At 68.0% G+C, this 20,701-nt stretch carries 22 protein-coding genes; 11 read left to right on the top strand and 11 right to left on the bottom strand.

Annotation, left to right across the window (positions count from 1 at the left end; translation table 11 throughout):
- Positions 1-53 precede the first annotated feature (53 nt).
- Entirely contained in the window at positions 54-1,055 is a 1,002-nt protein-coding gene (locus tag EV657_RS13415) for a polyprenyl synthetase family protein (protein WP_075785326.1), read from the bottom strand.
- Positions 1,056-1,109: 54 nt separating this feature from the next.
- On the opposite strand from EV657_RS13415, the gene EV657_RS13410 reads away from it, so the two are divergent.
- The 3 genes from EV657_RS13410 to EV657_RS13400 all read left to right on the top strand — a co-directional run bounded on the left by EV657_RS13410 (position 1,110) and on the right by EV657_RS13400 (position 2,360).
- Entirely contained in the window at positions 1,110-1,331 is a 222-nt protein-coding gene (locus EV657_RS13410; protein ID WP_075785327.1) for a putative signal transducing protein, read from the top strand.
- Positions 1,332-1,335: 4 nt separating this feature from the next.
- The gene (locus EV657_RS13405; RefSeq protein WP_113669378.1) at positions 1,336-2,088 is read left to right on the top strand and encodes a tRNA1(Val) (adenine(37)-N6)-methyltransferase; all 753 of its coding nucleotides are present in this window, start codon (positions 1,336-1,338) and stop codon (positions 2,086-2,088) included.
- A 104-nt stretch (positions 2,089-2,192) separates the two neighbouring features.
- Complete coding sequence (locus EV657_RS13400; RefSeq protein ID WP_075785329.1) at positions 2,193-2,360, top strand: YdcH family protein; 168 nt, start codon at positions 2,193-2,195, stop codon at positions 2,358-2,360.
- Here the strand turns inward: EV657_RS13400 and yddG are convergent.
- From yddG to EV657_RS13380, 4 genes are all read right to left on the bottom strand, one after another.
- Positions 2,351-3,229 carry an aromatic amino acid exporter YddG gene (yddG, locus tag EV657_RS13395; RefSeq protein ID WP_113669377.1) on the bottom strand — a complete coding sequence of 293 codons (879 nt, stop codon included), beginning with the start codon at positions 3,227-3,229 and terminating at the stop codon, positions 2,351-2,353. The two genes, EV657_RS13400 and yddG, sit on opposite strands and share 10 nt — an antisense overlap.
- A 206-nt stretch (positions 3,230-3,435) precedes the next feature.
- On the bottom strand, positions 3,436-4,158 hold the full coding sequence (gene phbB / locus EV657_RS13390) for an acetoacetyl-CoA reductase (protein WP_113669376.1): 723 nt from the start codon (positions 4,156-4,158) through the stop codon (positions 3,436-3,438).
- 95 nt (positions 4,159-4,253) lie between these two features.
- Complete coding sequence (locus tag EV657_RS13385) at positions 4,254-5,429, bottom strand: acetyl-CoA C-acetyltransferase (protein WP_134078272.1); 1,176 nt, start codon at positions 5,427-5,429, stop codon at positions 4,254-4,256.
- A gap of 403 nt (positions 5,430-5,832) precedes the next feature.
- Positions 5,833-6,675, bottom strand: a complete 843-nt coding sequence (locus EV657_RS13380; protein ID WP_134078270.1) for an EAL domain-containing protein — start codon at positions 6,673-6,675, stop codon at positions 5,833-5,835.
- 131 nt (positions 6,676-6,806) lie between these two features.
- On the opposite strand from EV657_RS13380, the gene EV657_RS13375 reads away from it, so the two are divergent.
- On the top strand, positions 6,807-7,376 hold the full coding sequence (locus tag EV657_RS13375) for a DNA-3-methyladenine glycosylase I (protein WP_134078269.1): 570 nt from the start codon (positions 6,807-6,809) through the stop codon (positions 7,374-7,376).
- 4 nt (positions 7,377-7,380) lie between these two features.
- Here the strand turns inward: EV657_RS13375 and EV657_RS13370 are convergent, their stop codons facing one another.
- A complete protein-coding gene (locus EV657_RS13370; RefSeq protein WP_134078267.1) occupies positions 7,381-7,938 on the bottom strand; it encodes a TlpA family protein disulfide reductase in 558 nt (185 codons plus the stop codon).
- A gap of 25 nt (positions 7,939-7,963) precedes the next feature.
- Here EV657_RS13370 and argH point away from each other — a divergent pair, with 25 nt between their 5' ends.
- The 7 genes from argH (at position 7,964) to EV657_RS13335 (ending at position 15,081) form a co-directional block, all read left to right on the top strand.
- Entirely contained in the window at positions 7,964-9,367 is a 1,404-nt protein-coding gene (argH, locus tag EV657_RS13365) for an argininosuccinate lyase (protein WP_243837606.1), read from the top strand.
- Complete coding sequence (locus tag EV657_RS13360; protein WP_113669371.1) at positions 9,364-9,657, top strand: hypothetical protein; 294 nt, start codon at positions 9,364-9,366, stop codon at positions 9,655-9,657. The genes argH and EV657_RS13360 overlap by 4 nt, the downstream gene beginning before the upstream one ends.
- Positions 9,647-9,826, top strand: coding sequence for an argininosuccinate lyase (locus EV657_RS13355; RefSeq protein WP_237399994.1), 180 nt, complete (start codon positions 9,647-9,649; stop codon positions 9,824-9,826). Before EV657_RS13360 ends, EV657_RS13355 begins: the two co-directional genes overlap by 11 nt.
- On the top strand, positions 9,823-10,146 hold the full coding sequence (locus EV657_RS13350) for a DUF2834 domain-containing protein (protein ID WP_075785337.1): 324 nt from the start codon (positions 9,823-9,825) through the stop codon (positions 10,144-10,146). Before EV657_RS13355 ends, EV657_RS13350 begins: the two co-directional genes overlap by 4 nt.
- Positions 10,147-10,163: 17 nt before the next feature.
- Positions 10,164-11,429 carry a diaminopimelate decarboxylase gene (lysA, locus tag EV657_RS13345; RefSeq protein ID WP_134078266.1) on the top strand — a complete coding sequence of 422 codons (1,266 nt, stop codon included), beginning with the start codon at positions 10,164-10,166 and terminating at the stop codon, positions 11,427-11,429.
- A gap of 37 nt (positions 11,430-11,466) precedes the next feature.
- Positions 11,467-13,989 carry a TIGR02302 family protein gene (locus EV657_RS13340; protein WP_134078264.1) on the top strand — a complete coding sequence of 841 codons (2,523 nt, stop codon included), beginning with the start codon at positions 11,467-11,469 and terminating at the stop codon, positions 13,987-13,989.
- A 69-nt stretch (positions 13,990-14,058) separates the two neighbouring features.
- Entirely contained in the window at positions 14,059-15,081 is a 1,023-nt protein-coding gene (locus tag EV657_RS13335; RefSeq protein WP_134078262.1) for an endonuclease/exonuclease/phosphatase family protein, read from the top strand.
- A gap of 47 nt (positions 15,082-15,128) precedes the next feature.
- Here the strand turns inward: EV657_RS13335 and EV657_RS13330 are convergent, their stop codons facing one another.
- From EV657_RS13330 to EV657_RS13310, 5 genes are all read right to left on the bottom strand, one after another.
- A complete protein-coding gene (locus EV657_RS13330; protein WP_134078260.1) occupies positions 15,129-16,451 on the bottom strand; it encodes a pyruvate dehydrogenase complex dihydrolipoamide acetyltransferase in 1,323 nt (440 codons plus the stop codon).
- 10 nt (positions 16,452-16,461) lie between these two features.
- Complete coding sequence (locus tag EV657_RS13325) at positions 16,462-17,844, bottom strand: pyruvate dehydrogenase complex E1 component subunit beta (RefSeq protein WP_075785341.1); 1,383 nt, start codon at positions 17,842-17,844, stop codon at positions 16,462-16,464.
- Positions 17,845-17,860: 16 nt separating this feature from the next.
- On the bottom strand, positions 17,861-18,871 hold the full coding sequence (gene pdhA, locus EV657_RS13320; RefSeq protein WP_075785342.1) for a pyruvate dehydrogenase (acetyl-transferring) E1 component subunit alpha: 1,011 nt from the start codon (positions 18,869-18,871) through the stop codon (positions 17,861-17,863).
- Between the two features lie 152 nt (positions 18,872-19,023).
- Positions 19,024-19,326 carry an FtsB family cell division protein gene (locus EV657_RS13315; protein WP_113669363.1) on the bottom strand — a complete coding sequence of 101 codons (303 nt, stop codon included), beginning with the start codon at positions 19,324-19,326 and terminating at the stop codon, positions 19,024-19,026.
- A gap of 160 nt (positions 19,327-19,486) precedes the next feature.
- Positions 19,487-20,677, bottom strand: a complete 1,191-nt coding sequence (locus tag EV657_RS13310) for a phosphoglycerate kinase (protein WP_113669362.1) — start codon at positions 20,675-20,677, stop codon at positions 19,487-19,489.
- Positions 20,678-20,701: the final 24 nt, after the last annotated feature.

The raw sequence follows: 20,701 nt of genomic DNA, 5'->3' as shown, positions 1-20,701 counted from the left end.
ACGGCGCGGGCTGGACCAGCGCGCGCCGTATCTTCAAGCCCTGTCCGGGCCGGTCAGCTGATCCGGGCCACCACGTAATCGGCCAGATCCGACAGCATGTCGCGGATCTCGTGTTCGGGCAGCAGGCTCAGCGCCTCCTTGGCGCGCGCGGTCCAGGCCAGCGCCTCCTGCCGGGTCGCCTCGATGGCGCCGTGTTTCGCCATCAGCCCCAGCGCATGCTCCAGATCGCCCTCGCGCTGGTCGCCCTTCTCGATGGTGCGCGCCCAGAAGGCGCGCTCTTCGGCATCGGCGGCGGCGATGGTCTTGATGATCGGCAGCGTCAGCTTCCGTTCGCGGAAATCGTCGCCGATATTCTTGCCGGTCGAGGCCGCGTCGCCCGCCACATCCAGCAGGTCGTCGACGATCTGGAAGCCCACGCCCAGCGCGTCGCCATAGGTGTAAAGCGCCTTGACCTGTTCCTCGGGCATGCCCGCGATCACGCCGCCGACCTCGGTCGCCGCCGCGAACAGGGCTGCGGTCTTGCCGCGCACGACCTTCAGATAAATCTCTTCGGTGGTCGACAGATCCCGCGCCGCGGTCAGTTGCAGCACCTCGCCCTCGGCGATCACCGCGGCCGCGTTCGACAGGATGTCGAGCACCTGCAGATTGCCCGGCGCCACCATCAGCTGGAACGAGCGGGCGAAAAGATAATCGCCGACCAGAACCGAAGACTTGTTGTCCCACAGCAGGTTGGCGGTGGGCCGTCCCCGGCGCTGACCGCTTTCGTCGACCACGTCGTCATGCAGAAGCGTCGCGGTATGGATGAACTCGACCGTGCTGGCCAGATAGATGTGATAGGGGCCGTCATAGCCGCACATCCGCGCCGCGGCGATGGTCAGCATCGGCCGCAGCCGCTTGCCGCCCGCGCCGACCAGATGCGCCGCGACCTCGTCGATGCGGGGCGCGTATTCCGAGGTCATCCGCTCGCGGATCAGACGGTCGACGGCGGCCATCTCTTCGGACAGCACTGCGGCCAGACGTTCGTGCGGTTTGGTAACGGCGTGGTCCAAGCCCATGGCGGCCTCGTCTCTTGCTCGACAACGGGGCGGCTGTGCCCTTAATTCGCTGTCATGAAAGAACTCGTTCGCACCAATGACCCGACACTCGTGGCCTTTGTCTCGGCGCTTCTTCAGGGCGAGGAGATAGACTGCTTTCATATGGATGTCCACATGAGCGTGCTGGAGGGCTCGCTAGGCGTTTTGCCGCGCCGGATCATGGTGGCCGACCGCGACCTGTTTCGCGCCCGCGCGGTCCTGAGGGACAACGGCATCCCTTGCGGCGACGAAAGCTGACCCGGTGACGGCGCTGCGGCAGGACGGATTTCTGGGCGGACGGTTGCATCTGTGGCAGCCGACCGCGGGCTACCGTGCCGGGATCGACGCGGTGCTGCTGGCCGCGGCGACGCCCGCCGAGCCGGGCCAGAGCGTGCTGGAACTCGGCTGCGGCGCGGGCGTGGCCAGCCTGTGCCTGGCGGCACGGGTGCCGGGACTTGCGATGACCGGGGTGGAACTGCAGCCCGCCTATGCCGCCCTTGCCCGGCGGAACGCGTCCGGGACCGGGCTGCCGCTGGAGGTGGTCGAGGCCGATCTGGCAGCGCTGCCGCCCGGGGTGAAGGCGCAAAGCTTCGATCACGCGATCTTGAATCCCCCCTATTTCCGGCGCGACCGCGGCAGCGCCGCCCCCGATCCGGGGCGCGAAACCGCGATGGGCGAGGCCACGCCGCTGGCAGAGTGGATCGCGGCGGCGGCGCGGCGGCTGCGTCCCGGCGGGCGGCTGACCGCCATCCAGCGCGCCGAGCGGCTGCCCGACATGCTGGCGGCGCTTTGCCCGCTGCTAGGGTGTGTAGAGCTTCTGCCGCTCGCCCCTAGAGATGGTCGGGCCGCCAAGCTTGTCCTTTTGCGAGCACGGAAGGGGCGGCAGGGACCGTTCCGGTTGCATGCGCCGCTGACCCTGCACGAGGGCGCCGCGCATCTGGACGACGGCGACAGTTATACCCCGGACGTCGCGGCCATTCTGCGGGATGGGGCTGCATTGTCCTGGCCCGGTTGACGTCGCCAGTTATGCACGAACTCTTTTATTTCAAGGAGGTGACACGACTCGGATTTCGTGCTGCACTGTAAGCGTTTCATGACAGCTAGAGAGGAGCACCGGCCATGAATCTGAGTTCGCATCTGCAAGAACTGCGCAAGAAACACAAGGCTCTCTCTGATCAGGTCGAACGGGCCCAGCAGACCCCGGCCTCCGACACTCTTCAGGTCGCAGAACTCAAGAAACAGAAGCTGAAGCTCAAGGAACAGATCGAACGTTTGTCTCAGGCCTGATCGGCCGCCCGGCGGCTGGCGCGCGCGGCCAGGGCCGCGCCGCCGGTGATCAGGATCGCCGCCGCGAACAGGGTGGGCGTCGGGACCGCAACCCCGGCGCCGACCAGGACCAGGGTCGACAACAGCGGCGCGGCATAGCTGGCCACTCCCAGAAGCTGGATGTCGCCCCGCTTGACCCCGATATCCCAGACATAGAAGGCCAGCCCCACCGGGCCGAGCCCCAGAGCCAGGACACTGCCCCAGCCTAGCGCGGTCTCTGGCCAGACGGTCTGTTCCAGCGCCAGATGCAGCGGCAGCGACAGGGCGGCGGTAGCCAGGCAGAAGACGGCGACGCTGGCGGTCGGGACGGTGCCCAGCCGCCGCGACAGCACCGAATAGCTTGACCAGGTCAGCGCACAAAGCAGCGCAAGCCCGTAGCCGGGCAGGGCGGCGGCGTCGAACCCGCCGATCGCGCCCCCGGCCACGATCAGCGCCGCGCCCGCGAAGGCGGCCAGCGCGCCCAGCACATGGGGCGCACGCAGCCGCTCGCCGGGCAAAAGCCCCGACATCAGCACGATCAGAAGCGGCCAGAGATAGGCGATCAGCCCGGCCTCGGCCGCGGGCGCCAGCCGCAGCGCCGAGAAGTAAAGCGCGTGATAGCCGAAAAGCCCTGCCGTGCCGAAGGCATAGACCTTCCAGGAAATCCGCCGCAGCAGCCCCGCCTCGCCCCGGACGATCACCCAGACGAGCCCCAGCGTGCCGCCGATGGCAAAGCAGAGCGCGTTCAGCTGCAAGGGCGGCACCGGGGCCGAGCCCACGGTGAACAGCGCAAGCAACGCCCAGAGCAGGACGGCGACGAATCCGGTGGCGGTGGCACGGGTGCGGGTCATGACCGAAGGCTTATCCGGGCCGGTGCGCTCCGGCCAGAGCATTGCGCCGGGGGCCGACGTTGCGTCAGGGGTATTTTTGCCAAGAAGAAGACCCCGTCTGTTTCTTCTTGGCACAAATACCCGGCGCGCAGCGCGTCCGCGGCAGCGGACCCGGAAACGGAAAGGGGCGGCCCGTCAGGGCCGCCCCGGATCGCCCGCGGGCGGGATCAGACGAAGAACTGCGCGCCGTTGGCCGAGATCGTCGAGCCGTTGACGAAGGTCGCATCGTCGGAGGCCAGGAAGACCACGCAGCGCGCGATTTCCTCGGGCTCGCCGAGGCGGCCGGTCGGGATCTGCGAGATGATCGCCTCGCGCACCTTTTCGGGCACCGCCATCACCATTTCGGTGGCGATGTAGCCCGGGCAGATCGCGTTGGCCGTGATGCCGAACCGCGCGCCTTCCTGGGCCAGCGACTTGACGATGCCGAGATCGCCCGCCTTGGTCGCGGCATAGTTCACCTGGCCGAACTGGCCCTTCTGCCCGTTGATCGAGCTGATCACGATCACCCGGCCGAACTTGCGCTCGCGCATGCCGGGCCAGACCGGATGCACGGTGTTGAAGACGCCGGTCAGGTTGGTGTCGATCACCTCCTGCCATTGGTCGGGGGTCATCTTGTGGAAGGGCGCGTCGCGGGTGATGCCGGCATTGGCGACCACCACGTCGATCGGGCCCAGATCGGCCTCGACCTTTGCCAGCCCGTCCTTCGAGGCCGCGTAATCGGCCACCGACCACTTGTAGGTGGCGATCCCGGTCTCGTCGGTGAATTTCTTCGCCGCCTCGTCATTGCCGCCATAGGTGGCCGCCACGCTATAGCCCGCGGCCTTGAGAGCCTTGCTGATCGCCTCGCCGATGCCGCGCGTGCCGCCCGTGACCAATGCAACTCGTGCCATGATTCCTCCAGATGGGGGTTTGTTCTTGTAATCCTGTTATGAAATGAACGCAGGACGCGCAAGAATGTTGCGCGCCCTTTGTCATTTCGTCGCGATCAGGCGCGTTCCAGGCACATGGCGACGCCCATGCCGCCGCCGATGCAGAGGGTCGCAAGGCCCTTCCTGGCGTCCCGGCGCTTCATTTCGAAGAGCAGGGTGTTGAGGATCCGCGCGCCCGAGGCGCCGATCGGGTGGCCGATGGCGATGGCGCCGCCGTTCACGTTCACGATGGCCGGGTCCCAGCCCATGTCCTTGTTGACCGCGCAGGCCTGGGCGGCGAAGGCCTCGTTGGCCTCGACCAGATCGAGATCCTCGACCTTCCAGCCGGCTTTCTCCAGCGCCTTGCGCGAGGCCGGGATCGGACCGGTGCCCATGATCGAGGGATCGAGACCGGCGGTCGCATAGGAGGCGATCCGCGCCAGCGGTTCCAGCCCGCGCTTCTCGGCCTCGTCGGCCGACATCAACAGGACGCCCGCGGCGCCGTCATTGATGCCGCTGGCATTGCCCGCGGTGACCGAGCCGTCCTTGGCGAAGGCCGGGCGCAGCTTCTGCATCGACTCGATCGTGGCGCCGTGGCGGATGTACTCGTCGGCCTCGACGATGGTGTCGCCCTTGCGGCCCGGGACCGTCACCGGCACGATCTCGTCCGCGAACTTGCCGTCCTTCTGCGCGGCCTCGGCCTTGTTCTGGCTGGCCAGGGCGAATTCGTCCTGCATCTCGCGGCTGATCTGCCATTGTTCGGCCACGTTCTCGGCGGTCTGGCCCATGTGATAGCCGTTGAAGGCGTCCCACAGCCCGTCCTTGATCATCGAATCGATGAACTTGACGTCGCCCATCTTGTGGCCCGCGCGCAGATGCGCGACGTGGGGGCTGAGCGTCATGTTCTCCTGCCCGCCGGCGGCGACGATGGCGGCATCGCCCAGCAGGATGTGTTGCGCGGCCAGCGCGACCGAGCGCAGGCCCGAGCCGCAGACCTGGTTGATCGACCAGGCCGCCGCCTCGACCGGGAAGCCCGCATTGACATGGGCCTGACGGGCGGGGTTCTGGCCCTGACCCGCGGTCAGCACCTGGCCGAGAATCGTCTCGGAAACCTCCGATTTGTCGATACCGGCCCGCGCGACGAGCGCTTCGAGCATCGTCTTGCCGAGCTCGTGGGCCGGAACGGTAGCGAACGCGCCGTTGAAGCTGCCGACCGCGGTACGGGCGGCAGAAACGATGACGACATTGGTCATGGGTAGGTCCTTCTCCCCTGGGTGCCTGACGGCGCGACTATAGGGGATGCACGCGCAGAATTGCACCCCCCGCCAGCGGCTCGCCTCACGCGTTCAGGCCGGAACCCGCGCGGCGGCGCGCCGCAGCATCGGCCCTGCCGGAGGGCCGGGACGCGCGGAGGGGACGGATCGCGGAAAACCGGCCCGGGACTTGGTGCCCGGGCGCCGTGCGGGGCAGAAAACTGCGGGGGCGGTCGAGCGGACGGAATCGGACGCGGGACGGCTTGGACACGGCCTGATCCCTCGGGCCGTGCGCGCCGTCCGGCCCATGATTGGCGCGCCGGTCTGGCCGTTCGGCCCGCGGCGCACCGGGCTCAGGTCGCAGGTCGGCGGGCGCGGGATCTGCCCGGGCGCGGAGCGGCGGTCAGGCGCTTCGGCGCTCGCGGTTGCCGCTTCGCCAGGGCGGGACGATGGTCGGGGCGCCGAAGGCATAGCCCTGCATGCAGTCGATACCGGCCGAGGCCAGCCAGGCGGCGTCGCGCGCGGTTTCGACATTCTCGGCCACGGTGAACATGTCGAAATGCTGGGCGATGGCGATCAGCGCCGAGGTCAGCACCTGATTGTCCGGATCGTCGGCGATGCCGCGAATGAACTGGCCGTCGATCTTGAGGATGTCGAAGTAGAAATCGCGCAGATAGCGGATCGCGGTATAGCCCGCGCCGAAATCGTCCAGCGCGAAGGCGATGCCCTTGGCCTGCAGGTCGCGCATGAAGACGGTGACCAGATCCGGCATCACCATGGCCGAGCTTTCGGTGATTTCCAGGATCAGCCGTTCGGCGAGCGTGGCGTCGTCCTCGATCGCGCGGTTGAGGGTGCGCGTCCAGCGCGGATATCCGATCGAGCGGGCGGACATGTTGATCGCAAGCCGCAGGTCGGGGCAATCGGCCAGGGCTGCCAGCCCCAGTTCAAGTGCGGCGCAATCCAGCAGGCGGCCGAGTTCGGTGGTTTCCACCGTCTCGATGAATTCGCCCGCCGGAATGGTCCGGCCGCTGCGGTCGATGACGCGGATCAGACCTTCGTAGAAGGCGATCCTGCCGTTTTCCATGCTTTGGACGACGGGCTGAAAGGCCAGCACCACATCGCGCCGGTCCAGCGCGTCCTGCACCATCGCGATGACGTTCCGGTCCCGTTCCGCGACGGCTGCGGACAGCGGACTGTCCGACCCTCGGGGCGCGGCAACGCCTTTTTCATAGCTGCCGTCCGGCATTCTGACCTCCGCTTCGCTCTCCGTTCTCATGGCGCGAGAACGGTTAAGGTCAGGTGAAGGTTCGCTTTTGGTTCCAAATTTAGGAAATCCGGGTAGTCTTTGGCAACTCTCGACATGAAAAGGAAAATTCTATGGCGGAAAGGTGCGGTTGGTGTGGAAGCGAGCCCATTTACGTGGCGTATCATGACACGGAATGGGGCGTGCCCGAGCGCGACTCGCGCGCGCTGTTCGAAAAGCTGATCCTCGACGGGTTCCAGGCCGGGCTGTCCTGGCTGACGATTCTGCGCAAGCGCGAGGGGTTCCGGGCCGCCTTTGCGGGCTTCGATCCCGAGATTATCGCGGGCTGGGGCGAGGCCGAGGTCGCGCGGCTGCTGACCGATCCGGGCATCGTGCGGCATCGCGGCAAGATCGAGGCGACCATCGGCAATGCACGCGCCTGGTGCGAGATCGAGGCGCGCGAGGGGTTTTCGGACTATCTGTGGCGCCATGTCGACGGTGCGCCGTTGCAGAACAACTTCGCCAGCCTGGCCGAGGTCCCGGCCCAGACACCGCGGTCGCAGGCGATGTCGAAGGCGCTGAAGGCGGACGGCTTCAAGTTCTGCGGGCCGACCATCACCTATGCCTTCATGCAGGCGGTGGGCATGGTCAACGACCATGTCGTGACCTGCCCGCGCCATGCCGAGGTGGCGGCGCTGGGCTGAGCGGTCAGGACCCTTCGGCCAGACTGCCCAGAAGCGCCCTGGCCTCGGGGCCGTTCCAGTCGGCCTCGCCCATCATGCGGCCGACCTCGCGGCCCTCGGGGTCGAGGATCACGGTCACCGGCAGCGCCAGGATGCCCATCGAGCGCGCCAGCCAGGAGGACTGGTCGCGCCATTTCGGCAGATGCGCGATCTGCTGTTCGGAGAACCACCGGTCGATGGCCTGGGGCGGGTTGCGCCCGGTGGCCACGGTCACCACGGCAAGCCGGTCGCTGTCCGCCGTCGCGGCCAGCGCCTCGAGCGTCGGCATTTCGGCCAGGCAGGGCGGGCACCAGGTGCCCCAGAAGTTCAGCACCACCCAGCGGCCGCGATATTCGCCGAGGCTGCGTTCGGCATCGGTCTCGTCCAGAAGAACGGCATCGGGCACCGCCTGCGGTTCGGCGTGGAACACCAGTTTCTTCATGGTGCCCTCGCGCATCGCTTCGAGCGTGGCGATGTCGGCGGCAGGAGCCGCGTTTGCACAGAGCCCGAGGGCGATGTAGAGGACGAGCGACCTTAAGACCATGTTTCCCTCCGAAGGGGGCCAGCCGATGACCAAAGACCAGACCCAGACCCGTTCCAACGCCATGTGGGGCGGACGTTTCGCCAACGGGCCGGACGCGATCATGGAGGCGATAAACGCCTCGATCTCGTTCGACAAGCGCCTTGCCCCGCAGGATATCGCAGGCTCGCGCGCCCATGCCGCCATGCTGGCGGAAACCGGTATCCTCACGGTTAAGGATGCCGAGGCGATCCGGGAAGGCCTGCTCACGGTCTTGTCAGAGATCGAGGCCGGGTCCTTTGCGTTCTCGACCGCGCTCGAGGACATTCACATGAATGTCGAGGCCCGGCTGAAAGAGATCATCGGCGAACCGGCTGGGCGGCTGCACACCGCGCGGTCCCGGAACGACCAGGTGGCGACCGATTTCCGGCTGTGGGTGCGCGACCAGATCGACGCCGCCATGGACGGGCTTCGGGCGCTGATCCGGGCGCTGCTGGCGCAGGCTGAGGCGGGCGCGGACTGGGTGATGCCGGGCTTCACCCATCTGCAGACGGCCCAGCCGGTGACCTGGGGCCATCACATGATGGCCTATGTCGAGATGTTCGCCCGCGACCTGTCGCGATTCGGCGATGCGCGCGCGCGGATGAACGAAAGCCCGCTGGGGGCCGCGGCGCTGGCGGGCACCTCGTTCCCGATCGACCGGCACATGACCGCACAGGCGCTGGGCTTCGACCGGCCGATGGCCAATTCGCTCGACGCGGTCAGCGACCGCGACTTCGCGCTGGAATTCCTGGGCGCGGCCTCGATCTGCGCGATGCATCTGTCGCGCTTCGCCGAAGAGCTGGTGATCTGGTCCTCGGCGCAGTTCCGCTTCGTGGCGCTCAGCGACCGGTTCTCGACCGGATCGTCGATCATGCCGCAGAAGAAGAACCCCGACGCGGCCGAGCTGATCCGGGCCAAGATCGGCCGGATCTTCGGTGCCAATGTCGCGCTGATGACGGTGATGAAGGGCCTGCCCTTGGCCTATTCCAAGGACATGCAGGAAGACAAGGAACAGGTCTTCGACGCGGCCGACACGCTGATGCTGGCCTTGGCCGCGATGGAGGGCATGGTGCGCGACATGACCGCGAACCGCCCGGCGCTGGAAGCGGCCGCCGCCAGCGGCTTCTCGACCGCGACCGATCTCGCGGACTGGCTGGTGCGCGAACTGGGCCTTCCGTTCCGCGAGGCCCATCACGTCACCGGCACCCTCGTCGCCATGGCCGAGACGAAGGGCTGCGACCTGCCCGACCTTTCCCTCGCCGAGATGCAGTCGGTGCATGAGGGCATCCGCGAGGACGTGTTCGGCGTGCTGGGCGTGCATAATTCGGTGGCCAGCCGGATGAGCTATGGCGGCACCGCACCCGAACAGGTCCGTGCCCAGATCGCCCGCTGGACCGAGCGGCTGGGATGAGACGCGGCGCGACATTTGCCGCGTGCCTTGCGCTTCTGGCGCTGGCGGGGTGTGCCCGGCCGCATGGCGGGGTCGCGGTGTCGAATGCGGGCGATGTCAGCGGCGGGGTGTCGGCGGGCCGCGTCGCGGTCGGCGCCGGACCGGGCGGGGCCCGCGCCTCGGCCAGGGTCGTGGACACCGGCAGCACGGCTGTTACGGTGGGCACCGATGGCGCCTCGGTCGGGCTGCGTCCGCGCGGCGCCCCGGTGCGGCTGATCCTTGGTACGGGAGGAGTGGGAATTGGCTTCTGATCGGTTGTTTCGGCCTGGGGGCAGTGCGGCCCTGGCGACGGTGCTGGCCCTGACGCTTGCGGGCTGCGGGCTCGACGGCCCGCCCGAACCGCCCAAATCCGAAGCCGGGACCGGCTTTTCGGTCAGCGGCACCGCGGAAATGGGCGTCGTCGGAGGCAACCGGCCATGAAATACCTGCGCTATCTCTTTCTCGCGCTGGCGATCTGGGGCGCGATCCACCCGATGTTCTACTTCATGCGCTGGATCCTCGCCAATGACTGGGACTGGGGCGGCATGATCGACGCCTGGTATGTCAATGACAGCGCCACCGGCCTGACCTGGGACCTGACGATCAGCGCCATCGCGCTGACGCTGTGGATCCTGATCGACAGCGCCCGGCGCCGCGACGCGCTTGGGCTGATCTGCATCCCGCTGACCTTCGGCATCGGCCTGTCCTGCGGCCTGCCGCTTTACATCTTCCTGCGCTCGCGGCCCTCGAAAGCCGCCTGAGCCCCCCGGAGACCCCAATGGACCATTTCCTCTACCGGAGCGGTGTGCTCCATGCCGAGGACGTGTCGCTGGCCGACATCGCGGCAACGGTGGGCACGCCCTTCTATTGCTATTCCGTGGCGACGCTGACCCGCCATTTCCGGCTTTTCGACGAGGCGCTGGCGGGCACCGACCATCTGGTCTGCTATGCGATGAAGGCCAATTCCAACATGGCCGTGCTCAAGCTGATGGGCGATCTCGGCGCGGGCATCGACGTCGTGTCGGGCGGCGAATACCGCAAGGCGCGCGCGGCGGGCGTGCCGGGCGAGCGGATCGTCTTTTCCGGCGTCGGCAAGACCCGCGAGGAAATGCGGCTGGCGCTGGAGGGCGGCATCCGCCAGTTCAACGTGGAATCGGAACCCGAGATGGCGGCGCTGGACGAGGTCGCGCGGTCGATGGGGCGGGTCGCGCCCATCGCGGTCCGGGTGAACCCCGATGTCGATGCGAAAACCCATGAGAAGATCGCGACCGGCAAGTCCGAGAACAAGTTCGGCATCCCGATCGCCCGCGCAAAAGACGTCTATGCCCGCGCCGCCGCGATGCCGGGGCTTCGGGTGCTGGGGATCGACGTGCATATCGGCAGCCAGTTGACCCAGCTCGAGCCCTTCGAGCAGGCCTATGGCAAGGTGGCCGAGCTGACGAAGGTGCTGCGCGCCGAGGGCCACGACATCCGCCGGCTGGATCTGGGCGGGGGGCTTGGCATTCCCTACGAACGCTCGAACGCGGCGCCGCCGCTGCCGGTCGAATATGGCGCCATGGTCAAGCGCGTGCTGGGCGATCTGGAGGTCGAGATCGAGATCGAGCCCGGACGGCTCATTGCCGGGAATGCGGGCGTTCTGGTCAGCCGGGTGATCTATGTGAAAGAGGGCGAGGGGCGGACCTTCCTGATCCTCGATGCGGCGATGAACGATCTGGTCCGGCCCTCGATGTATGGCGCGTATCATGACATCGTGCCGCTGAGGGAACCCGCCGCGGGAACGGACTATGCCCCCCATGACGTCGTGGGCCCGGTCTGCGAGACCGGCGACACCTTCGCCAAGGCGCGCGATCTGCCGCCGCTGGCCGAGGGCGATCTGGTGGCCTTCCGTTCGGCCGGGGCCTACGGCGCGGTGATGGCGTCGGAATACAACACGCGCCCGCTGGTGCCCGAGGTGCTGGTCAGCGGGGATCACTTCGCCGTCATTCGCCAGAGGCCGTCCTTTGACGAGATCATAAACCGCGATACCATCCCGGAATGGTTGTGACCCGGCACCCCGCCCGGGTCCGCCGCCGGATGGGAGCATGACCGAGCGCACGCCGATCCCCGACGACGCCCTCACCCACCTGCGCTGGCCGCTGCGCCTGACCTGGGCGGGCCTTTTGGCCGAGCGTCTGTGCCGGGCCTTCTGGCCGCTGGCGAGCCTTCTTCTGCTGATCGCATCGGCCCTTGCCTTCGGGCTGCATGACCTGCTGACCCGCGGGACCGCGCTGGGGCTGGGGGGCGCGCTGCTGGCCGTGCTTCTGGCGACGGTCGTCTACGGCGTCCGCGGCTTTCAGCGGCCAAGCCGGGCCGAGGCGCTTGACCGGCTCGACCGGACGCTGCCTGGGCGGCCCATCTCGGCCCTTTCCGACAGTCAGGCCATCGGCGCGGGCGATCCCGCCTCCGAGGCGGTCTGGCGCGCCCATATCGCGCGCATGGCCCGGCGGGTGCAACACGCGCGCGCGGTTCCCCCCGATCTGCGGCTTTCGTCGCGCGACCCCTACGGTCTGCGCCATGTGGCGCTGATCGCCTTTACCGTGGCGCTGGTCTTCGGGTCCTTCCTGCGCGTGGCCAGTGTCGCCGATCTGGGGCAAGGCGGCCCGGCGCTTGCCGCCGGACCGACATGGGAGGGCTGGATCGAGCCCCCGGCCTATACCGGAAAACCCAGCCTTTATCTGAACGACATCACCGATGACGCACTGGCCGTGCCTCAGGGCAGCCGGATTACCTTAAGGCTTTACGGCGCGGTGGGCGCGCTTGGCGTGACCGAAACCGTCTCGGGCCGCGAAGAGGGGGCCGAGGCCCCGCCGCCCGAGGGCACCGACGCCATGGCGCAAAGCTTCGAGGTGGTGAAGGACGGCCGCGTCGAAATCGACGGCCCCGGCGGCCGCGCCTGGCAGATCGTGCTGAGCCGCGATATCCGCCCGGAAATCCGGCTGACCGGCGATCTGGACGTCGCGGCCGATGGCGAGATGAAGCAACCCTTCTCGGCCAGCGACGATTACGGCGTGACCCGGGGCGAGGCGACGATCACGCTCGATCTGGCCCGCGCCGACCGCCGCTATGGCCTGGCCGCCGATCCCGACCCGCGCGAGCCGCTGGTGCTGGATCTGCCGATGCCGATTTCCGGCGACCGGCGGCAATTCACCGAAACCCTGGTCGAGAACCTGTCCGAACACCCCTGGGCGGGGCTCCCGGTCCGGATCGAGCTGGCGGCCGAGGATGCGCTGGGCCAGCGGGGCGTGTCGGCCCCCGTCGAGATGGTGCTGCCCGGGCGGAGGTTCTTCGATCCGCTGGCGCGCGCGGTGATCGAACAGCGCCAGGCGCTGCTTTGGGCGCGGGCGAACGCCCCCGAAGTCGCGCAGATCCTGCGCGCGGTCAGCTACCGGCCCGACGAGATCTTCCGCAACGAAAGCGCCTATCTGCAGCTTCGCGTGGCGATCCGGCGGCTCGAGGCTTCGGCCGCCGCGCTGACCGCCGAGACCCAGACCGAACTGGCCAAGGCGCTTTGGGACATCGCCGTGCTGATCGAGCAGGGCGACCTGTCGGACGCCGCCGAACGGCTGCGCCGTGCGCAGGAACGGCTGGCCGAGGCGATGAAGAACGGCGCCAGCGACGCTGAGATCGCCCAACTGATGGACGAGCTGCGCGAGGCGATGCAGGACTACATGCGCCAGCTGGCCCAGCAGCAGCAGGAGAACGGTCAGGAGCAGGCCCGGAATGGCGAGACGCAGGAAATCACCGGCGATCAGCTTCAGCAGATGCTGGACCGGCTGCAGCAGCTGATGGAAGAGGGCCGGATGGACGAGGCCCAGCAGCTTTTGCAGATGCTCCAGCAGATGATGGAGAACATGCAGGTCACGCAAGGTCCGGGCGGGTCGTCTCCGGGCCAGCAGGCGATGGAGGGGCTGGCAGAAACGCTGCGCGACCAGCAGGGCCTGTCCGACGATGCCTTCCGCGACCTGCAGGACCAGTTCAACCCCGGCGGCCAGCAGGGCGAGGGCCAGCAGGGTCAAGGTCAGCAAGGGCAGGGCGAAGGCGAGCCGGGCCAGGGGCAGGGCGGAGCGCAAGGCCTCGCCGACCGTCAGGACGCGCTGCGCCGCGAACTGGAACGCCAGCAGCAGGGCCTGCCCGGTCTTGGCGCCTCGCCCGAGAGCGAGGCCACGCGCGAGGCGCTGGACCGCGCCGGCCGGGCGATGGACGAGGCCGAGCGGGCGCTGCGCGACAACGATCTGGCCGGGGCGCTGGACGATCAGGCCGAGGCGATGGAGGCGCTCCGCGAGGGCATGCGCAATCTGGGCGACGCGCTGGCCCAGAACCGGCAGGAGGGCGGCGAGGACGGTCAGGGCATGGGCCGGGCCGATGCCGGCGGCGAACGCCGCGACCCGCTGGGCCGCGCGCCGGGCTCGACCGGGCAGGTCGGCACCGAGGACAGCATGCTGCAGGGCGAGGATGTCTACCGCCGCGCCCGCGATCTGCTGGACGAGATCCGCCGCCGCTCGGGCGAACAGAACCGCCCCGATCTCGAACTCGACTACCTCCGGCGCCTGCTCGACCGGTTCTGATCGCGTCACCCGCAAGTCGCGCGGCTGTGCTAGGCTTCCCTTGGGTCATCGGTCGCAGGGGAGGCGGGCGTGAAAATCGTCGACTGGAATCTCGAATGGATGAACAAGTGGTTTTCGGGCAATGCCCGGCCGCGCTGGGGCTCGAACGAGCTGTCGGCGGACGAGGCGCGGACCTGTGCCCGCAAGGCCGCCGCAGTGATCGACGCGCTGGCGCCCGATCTTCTGTGTCTGCAGGAAGGCCCCAGCGCCGAGGCCGAGATGGCGTTGTTTCTCGACGAGTTTCTGTCGGATGCCGACGGGCTGCGCTTTGAGGCGCTGATCGGTTCCGACGGGGGCGCGCAGAAGCTTTACGTGCTGCGCCGCCGGGACGGGCTGGTGCGCGCGGTCGAGCGGGCGCGCGATGCCGCGACCTTGGCGCTGACCGAGCCCTGGGCGGCGGACGTCAATGGCGACATGCTGTTGCAGGGCTATGACTTTACCCGGCTGCCGCTGGTGGTCGATATCGACCCGGTGGGCGGCGCGCCGGTCCGGGTCGTCGTGCTGCACACCAAGTCGAAATATGTCCATGGCGGCGAGGCGCTCTGGCGCGATCCGGTGCGGCGGCAGGAATTCGTGGTGGCGGCCTTGCTGGCGCGCAGGCGCATTTCGGCCGAGGGCTTCCGGCTGCGTGCCTATCTCGACACGCTGGTGACGGACGACCCGGCGGCGCGGATCGTGGTCACCGGAGACTGGAACGACGGGCCGGGGACGGATTTCTTCGAGCGGAGCTATCTGACCCATAACGTGGCCGATATCGTGCTGGGGTCCACCTTCACGCCCGAGCTGATCTTCCGCCATCCGCTGCTGGCCCATGTGCCGCCTGCGGCGCTGTTCACCGCGCGCTTCGACGATTTCGTCGACGAGGTGCCCGACCGGCCGCTTTTGCTGGATCATTTCGCGATCTCGCCGGGGCTTGCGCCCTGGGTACAGGCAGCCGGGATCGCCCATGACGCCTATGAGGCGGAACTGGACGGGTCCGGCGCCGCGCGAACCCAGCGCCCGAGCGATCACCGCCCGATCTGGGTCGAGTTGAGCAAGCCGTTGACGGGATAAGGCCCCGGCCCTGCAGGACCGGCGATCCTGCAGGGCCGGGGGCGGGCTCAGGCCAGCATGGCGAGCGGGTTTTCCAGATTGTCCCGGATCGCCTGCAGCAACTCGGCGCCAAGCGCCCCGTCGATCACCCGGTGATCGACGCTGAGCGTGACCGACATGACGGTCGCGACCTCGATCTCTCCGGCCTCGTTGACGACGGGTTTCTTCACGCCCGCGCCGACCGCGAGAATCGCGCCATGGGGCGGGTTGATCACCGCGTCGAAATTGTCGATCCCGAACATCCCGAGATTGGAAATCGCGAAGCTGCCGCCCTGATACTCCTGCGGCGCGAGCTTGCGGTCGCGGGCGCGGGTCGCCAGATCTTTCATCTCTTTCGAAAGCTGGCTGAGCGACTTGGTCTCGGCATCCTTCAGGACGGGCGTGAAGAGCCCGCCCTCGATGGCGACCGCGACCGCCACATCGGAGGGTTTCAGTTGCAGGATGCGGTCGCCGGCCCAGACTGCATTGGCCCTGGGCACCTGCTGGAGCGCCAGCGCGCAGGCCTTGATGATAAAGTCGTTGACCGAAAGCTTGACGCCTCGGGGGCCCAACTGTGCATTGAGCGTGCTGCGGAAGTCGAGCAGCGCGTCGAGCCGGATGTCGCGGCGCAGGTAGAAATGCGGGATGGTCTGCTTGGCCTCGGTCAGGCGGGCGGCGATGGTCTTGCGCATGCCGTCGAGGGGGACGACCTCGTAGGCGCGCCCTTCATACATCCGCGCGACCGCGTCCGGCGATAGCCCGGCGGCCTGGGCGGCGGCGGCCTGCGGGGGGGCGGAGGTCTGGGGCGCCTCGGCCGTCGCGGGTTTCGCGGCGGGGGCGGTCGCGGCCTCGACATCGGCTTTGACGATACGCCCGCGTGGGCCCGAGCCCGCGATCGCGGTCAGGTCGAGACCCTTCTCGGCCGCGATCCGGCGCGCGAGCGGCGAGGCGAAGATCCGTTGGCCATCGGTGGCGCCGGGCGCGGGCGGGGCGGCGGCCGGCGCGGGGCCCCTGTCGGGGGCCGCCTTGCCGCCCGCGTCGGCTGCGGGCGCAGCCTCCGGGGCCGGTTTCGACGGGGACGCGTTGTTGTCGATGTCGTCCTCGCTTTCGCCGTCCTCCAGCAGGATGGCGATGGGGGTGTTGACCTTCACGCCCTCGGTTCCGGCCGCGACCAGCAGCTTGCCGATCCGGCCGTCGTCGACGGCCTCGAATTCCATCGTGGCCTTGTCGGTCTCGATCTCGGCGATGAGGTCGCCGGAAGCGACGGTGTCGCCTTCCTTGACCAGCCATTTCGCGAGCGTGCCTTCCTCCATGGTCGGAGAGAGGGCGGGCATCAGGATTTCGGTGGGCATGCCGGTCTCCTCAGCGGTAGGTCACAGCGCGGGCGGCTTCGACGACCTCTTTCGCGGTCACCAGCGCCAGCTTTTCCAGGTTCGCCGCATAGGGCATCGGCACGTCCTTGCCGGTGCAGTTGATCACCGGCGCGTCGAGCCAGTCGAAGGCTTCCTGCATCAGCACCGCCGAGATGTGGTTGCCGATCGAGCAGACCGGGAAACCTTCCTCGACGGTGACGCAGCGGTTGGTCTTCTTGACGCTTTCGATCACCGTCGCGGTGTCGAGCGGGCGCAGCGTGCGCAGGTCGATCACCTCGGCCTCGATGCCTTCCTTGGCCAGCGCATCGGCGGCCTCGAGCGTATGGGCCATGCCGATGCCGAAGCTGACCAGCGTCACATCCTTGCCCTCGCGCCAGATCCGGGCCTTGCCGAAGGGGATGGTGAAATCGTCGAGCACCGGAACCTCGAAGCTGCGGCCGTAGAGGATCTCGTTTTCAAGGAAGATCACCGGGTTCGGGTCGCGGATCGCGGTTTTCAGCAGGCCCTTGGCATCGGCGGCCGAATAGGGCTGGACCACCTTGAGGCCGGGGATATGGGCATACCAGGCGGCATAGTCCTGGCTGTGCTGGGCGGCGACCCGGGCGGCGGCGCCGTTCGGGCCGCGGAAAACGATGGGGCAGCCCATCTGGCCGCCCGACATGTACAGCGTCTTGGCGGCCGAGTTGATGATCTGGTCGACGGCCTGCATGGCGAAGTTGAAGGTCATGAACTCGACGATGGGGCGCAGGCCGCCGAAGGCCGCGCCGACGCCGAGACCGGCAAAGCCATGTTCGGTGATCGGGGTGTCGATCACCCGCCTGGAGCCGAATTCGTCAAGCAGCCCCTGGCTGATCTTGTAGGCGCCTTGGTATTCGGCGACCTCCTCGCCCATCAGGAAGACGTCGCCGTCGCGGCGCATCTCTTCGGCCATGGCATCGCGCAGCGCCTCGCGGACCGTGGTCGATTTCATCTTCGTGCCTTCGGGGATCTCGGGTTCGGCCACCGGCCGGGCGCGTTTCGGTTCGGCGGGGGCGGACGGCGCGGAGCCTCCGCCGGAGGCCGCCTTGCCGTCCGCGTCGGCCGCGGGCGCGGCCTCCTGCGCCGCCTTGACGGCGGCGTCGGCATCTTCGCCCTCTTCGACCAGCACGGCGATGGGGGTGTTGACCTTCACGCCTTCGGTGCCGGCCTCGATCAGGATCTTGCCGATCAGGCCCTCGTCGACGGCCTCGAATTCCATCGTCGCCTTGTCGGTCTCGATCTCGGCCAGGATGTCGCCCGCCGAGACGGTGTCGCCCTCCTTGACCAGCCATTTCGCCAGAGTGCCCTCTTCCATCGTCGGGGAAAGCGCGGGCATCAGGATTTCCGTTGCCATGTCTGTCTCTCCTCGCTCAGGCGTTCTGCGGCGCCGTGTCGGCGTAGATGTCGGTGTAAAGCTCGTCGAGAGCGGGTTCGGGGCTTTCCTTGGCGAACTCGGCGGCCTCGTTCACGACGGCCTTGATCTCCTTGTCGATCTCCTTCAGCTCGTCCTCGGTCGCGTGCTTGCCCTGCAGGATCAGCTCGCGCACATGCTCGATGGCGTCGCGTTCCTCGCGGATCTTCTGCACCTCCTCGCGCGAGCGGTACTTCGCGGGGTCAGACATCGAGTGGCCGCGATAGCGGTAGGTCATGATTTCCAGGATATAGGGGCCCTTGCCCGCGCGGCAGTGGGCGACGGCCTTCTCGCCCGCGGCCTTGACCGCCAGCACGTCCATGCCGTCGACCGCCTCGCCCGCGATGCCGTAGGAGGCGCCGCGTTCCCAGAAATCGGGGCTCATGGTCGAGCGCTTGACCGAGGTGCCCATGGCATACTGGTTGTTCTCGATCACGAAGATCACCGGCAGCGACCAGAGCTGGGCCATGTTGTAGGTTTCCGCGACCTGGCCCTGGTTGGCGGCGCCGTCGCCGAAATAGGCGAATGTCACCCGGCCGTTGCCCTTGTACTTGTCCGAGAAGGCCAGCCCCGCGCCGATCGGCACCTGGGCGCCCACGATCCCGTGGCCGCCATAGAAATGGCGCTCCTTCGAGAACATGTGCATCGAGCCGCCCTTGCCCTTGGAATAACCGCCCTCGCGGCCCGTCAATTCGGCCATCACCCCCTTGGGGTCCATGCCGCAGGCCAGCATATGGCCGTGGTCGCGATACGAGGTGACGCGCTTGTCGCCCTCTTCTGCCGCGGCCTCAAGCCCGACGACGACCGCTTCCTGGCCGATATAGAGGTGGCAGAACCCGCCGATCAGCCCCATGCCGTAAAGCTGGCCGGCCTTCTCCTCGAAGCGCCGGATCAGCAGCATCTCGCGGTAGAAGGTCAGCAATTCTTCCTTGGAGGTGTTCGGTTTCGCGGGCGGTTTTCGCGTGGCCATCGGGCGGCGCCTCCCATGCGCAGAAATGGTTTAACGTTAAACGAAAATATATCAGAGCGATTCCAGGATTGCGAGGGCTTTTTGCCGGTCGCGGCCGGGCAGGCCGGTTTCGGCCAGAGACGGAAAGCTGTGGGGATGTGGCGCGCGGCCGCTCAGCGCACGACGATTTCGTCGGCGCGGATCAGGCCCAGCACGCTGCGGGCGCGTTCGTCGAGAAGGTCGAGGTCGAGATAGCCGTCCGACAGCCGCCGGGTCTTGTTCGAGACGGCCTCGAGTTCGGCCTCGAGCGCGGCCTTCTGGGCTTCGAGCGCGGCGGCATCGGCCTCGATCTGGATCCGGCGGAACAGCCCGTAATCGCCCTGCACCGCGGCGAAAGTGAAATACATCGCCAGCGAGAAACTGATCCCGATATAGACGAGCGCCCCCCAGGCGGGGCGCAGACGCGCCGCGGTCATGACCCTGCCCCTGCTTGCCGCGCGACAGGCGCGGTCCGCCGCAGTCTAGGGCAAGCGAATCGGCTTGTGAATCGAAAAGTCGGGGCCGCCCATCACAATGACGGCGGCCCGGGCGGGCCGCCGTTCATGGGTCAGGGCGGACAGGCCGGGCTGACCCGGCTCAGTCCTGAAGCGCGGCCACGCCCGGCAGGGTCTTGCCTTCCATCCATTCGAGGAAGGCACCGCCCGCGGTCGAGATATAGCTGAACTTTTCGGCCGCGCCTGCGCCGTTCAGCGCCGCGACCGTGTCGCCGCCGCCCGCGACCGACACCAGCAGCCCGGCTTCGGTCAGCTCGGCCGCCTTGGCCGCCGCCGCGTTGGTGGCGGCATCGAACGGGTCGATCTCGAAGGCGCCGAGCGGGCCGTTCCAGATCAGCGTCTTGCACTTGGCGAAGACCTCCTCGATCAGCTCGACCGATTTCGGGCCGGCATCGAGGATCATCGCATCGGCAGGGCAGGCATCGGCCGCAACGGTCTCGTTCACCGCGCCCGCGCGGAATTCGCGCGCGACCACCACGTCGACCGGCAGCACGATCCGGCAGCCCGCGGCATCGGCCTTGTCCTTGATGTCGCGCGCAGTGCCGGCCATGTCATGTTCGCACAGCGACTTGCCGACATTGATGCCCTGGGCGGCCAGGAAGGTATTGGCCATGCCGCCGCCGATCACCAGGAAATCGACCTTGCCGACGAGATTGCCCAGAAGATCGAGCTTGGTCGAGACCTTGGCGCCCCCCACGACCGCCACCAGCGGCCGGGCCGGGTTGCCAAGAGCGCCTTCCAGCGCAGTCAGCTCGGCCTCCATCAGCCGTCCCGCGCAGGAGGGCAGCAGCTTGGCGATGCCCTCGGTCGAGGCATGCGCCCGGTGCGCGGCCGAGAAGGCGTCGTTCACGTAGATGTCGCCAAGCGCGGCCATCGCGGCAGCCAGCGCCGGGTCGTTCTTTTCCTCGCCCTCGTGGAAACGGGTGTTTTCCAGCAGCAGGATGTCGCCCTCGCTGAGCGCGGCGACGGCCTGCTTGGCCGGCAGCCCGATGCAGTCGTCGGCAAAGATCACGCCGCGGCCGAACGCCTCTTCCAGCGCGGGCAGGGTGATCTTGAGGCTCATCTCGGGCACGACCTTGCCCTTGGGCCGGCCGAAATGGGCCAGCAGCACGGGCTTGCCGCCCGCCTTCAGGATGTCGTCCACGGTCGGCTTGATCCGCTCGATCCGCGTCGCGTCGGTCACCCGGCCATCCTCGACCGGTACGTTGATGTCCACCCGGACCAGGACCACCTTGCCGGCAAGGTCCATGTCGTCGAGGGTCTTCCAGGGCATGTGTCGTCCTCCCGAAGGGCTCAC

This window comes from Rhodovulum visakhapatnamense (assembly GCF_004365965.1).
GTDB lineage: Bacteria > Pseudomonadota > Alphaproteobacteria > Rhodobacterales > Rhodobacteraceae > Rhodovulum > Rhodovulum visakhapatnamense.
The sequence above is the reverse complement of the archived record's forward strand: the minus strand, read 5'-3'. Positions and strand labels throughout refer to the sequence as shown.

What these genes read in the sequence shown, in the direction of transcription:
- EV657_RS13415 (WP_075785326.1), bottom strand. Translation starts at nt 1,055, where the DNA reads ATGGGCTTGGACCACGCCGTTACCAAACCGCACGAACGTCTGGCCGCA.
- EV657_RS13410 (WP_075785327.1), top strand. Translation starts at nt 1,110, where the DNA reads ATGAAAGAACTCGTTCGCACCAATGACCCGACACTCGTGGCCTTTGTC.
- EV657_RS13400 (WP_075785329.1), top strand. Translation starts at nt 2,193, where the DNA reads ATGAATCTGAGTTCGCATCTGCAAGAACTGCGCAAGAAACACAAGGCT.
- yddG (WP_113669377.1), bottom strand. Translation starts at nt 3,229, where the DNA reads ATGACCCGCACCCGTGCCACCGCCACCGGATTCGTCGCCGTCCTGCTC.
- phbB (WP_113669376.1), bottom strand. Translation starts at nt 4,158, where the DNA reads ATGGCACGAGTTGCATTGGTCACGGGCGGCACGCGCGGCATCGGCGAG.
- EV657_RS13385 (WP_134078272.1), bottom strand. Translation starts at nt 5,429, where the DNA reads ATGACCAATGTCGTCATCGTTTCTGCCGCCCGTACCGCGGTCGGCAGC.
- EV657_RS13380 (WP_134078270.1), bottom strand. Translation starts at nt 6,675, where the DNA reads ATGCCGGACGGCAGCTATGAAAAAGGCGTTGCCGCGCCCCGAGGGTCG.
- EV657_RS13375 (WP_134078269.1), top strand. Translation starts at nt 6,807, where the DNA reads ATGGCGGAAAGGTGCGGTTGGTGTGGAAGCGAGCCCATTTACGTGGCG.
- EV657_RS13370 (WP_134078267.1), bottom strand. Translation starts at nt 7,938, where the DNA reads ATGGTCTTAAGGTCGCTCGTCCTCTACATCGCCCTCGGGCTCTGTGCA.
- argH (WP_243837606.1), top strand. Translation starts at nt 7,964, where the DNA reads ATGACCAAAGACCAGACCCAGACCCGTTCCAACGCCATGTGGGGCGGA.
- EV657_RS13360 (WP_113669371.1), top strand. Translation starts at nt 9,364, where the DNA reads ATGAGACGCGGCGCGACATTTGCCGCGTGCCTTGCGCTTCTGGCGCTG.
- EV657_RS13350 (WP_075785337.1), top strand. Translation starts at nt 9,823, where the DNA reads ATGAAATACCTGCGCTATCTCTTTCTCGCGCTGGCGATCTGGGGCGCG.
- lysA (WP_134078266.1), top strand. Translation starts at nt 10,164, where the DNA reads ATGGACCATTTCCTCTACCGGAGCGGTGTGCTCCATGCCGAGGACGTG.
- EV657_RS13340 (WP_134078264.1), top strand. Translation starts at nt 11,467, where the DNA reads ATGACCGAGCGCACGCCGATCCCCGACGACGCCCTCACCCACCTGCGC.
- EV657_RS13330 (WP_134078260.1), bottom strand. Translation starts at nt 16,451, where the DNA reads ATGCCCACCGAAATCCTGATGCCCGCCCTCTCTCCGACCATGGAGGAA.
- EV657_RS13325 (WP_075785341.1), bottom strand. Translation starts at nt 17,844, where the DNA reads ATGGCAACGGAAATCCTGATGCCCGCGCTTTCCCCGACGATGGAAGAG.
- pdhA (WP_075785342.1), bottom strand. Translation starts at nt 18,871, where the DNA reads ATGGCCACGCGAAAACCGCCCGCGAAACCGAACACCTCCAAGGAAGAA.
- EV657_RS13315 (WP_113669363.1), bottom strand. Translation starts at nt 19,326, where the DNA reads ATGACCGCGGCGCGTCTGCGCCCCGCCTGGGGGGCGCTCGTCTATATC.
- EV657_RS13310 (WP_113669362.1), bottom strand. Translation starts at nt 20,677, where the DNA reads ATGCCCTGGAAGACCCTCGACGACATGGACCTTGCCGGCAAGGTGGTC.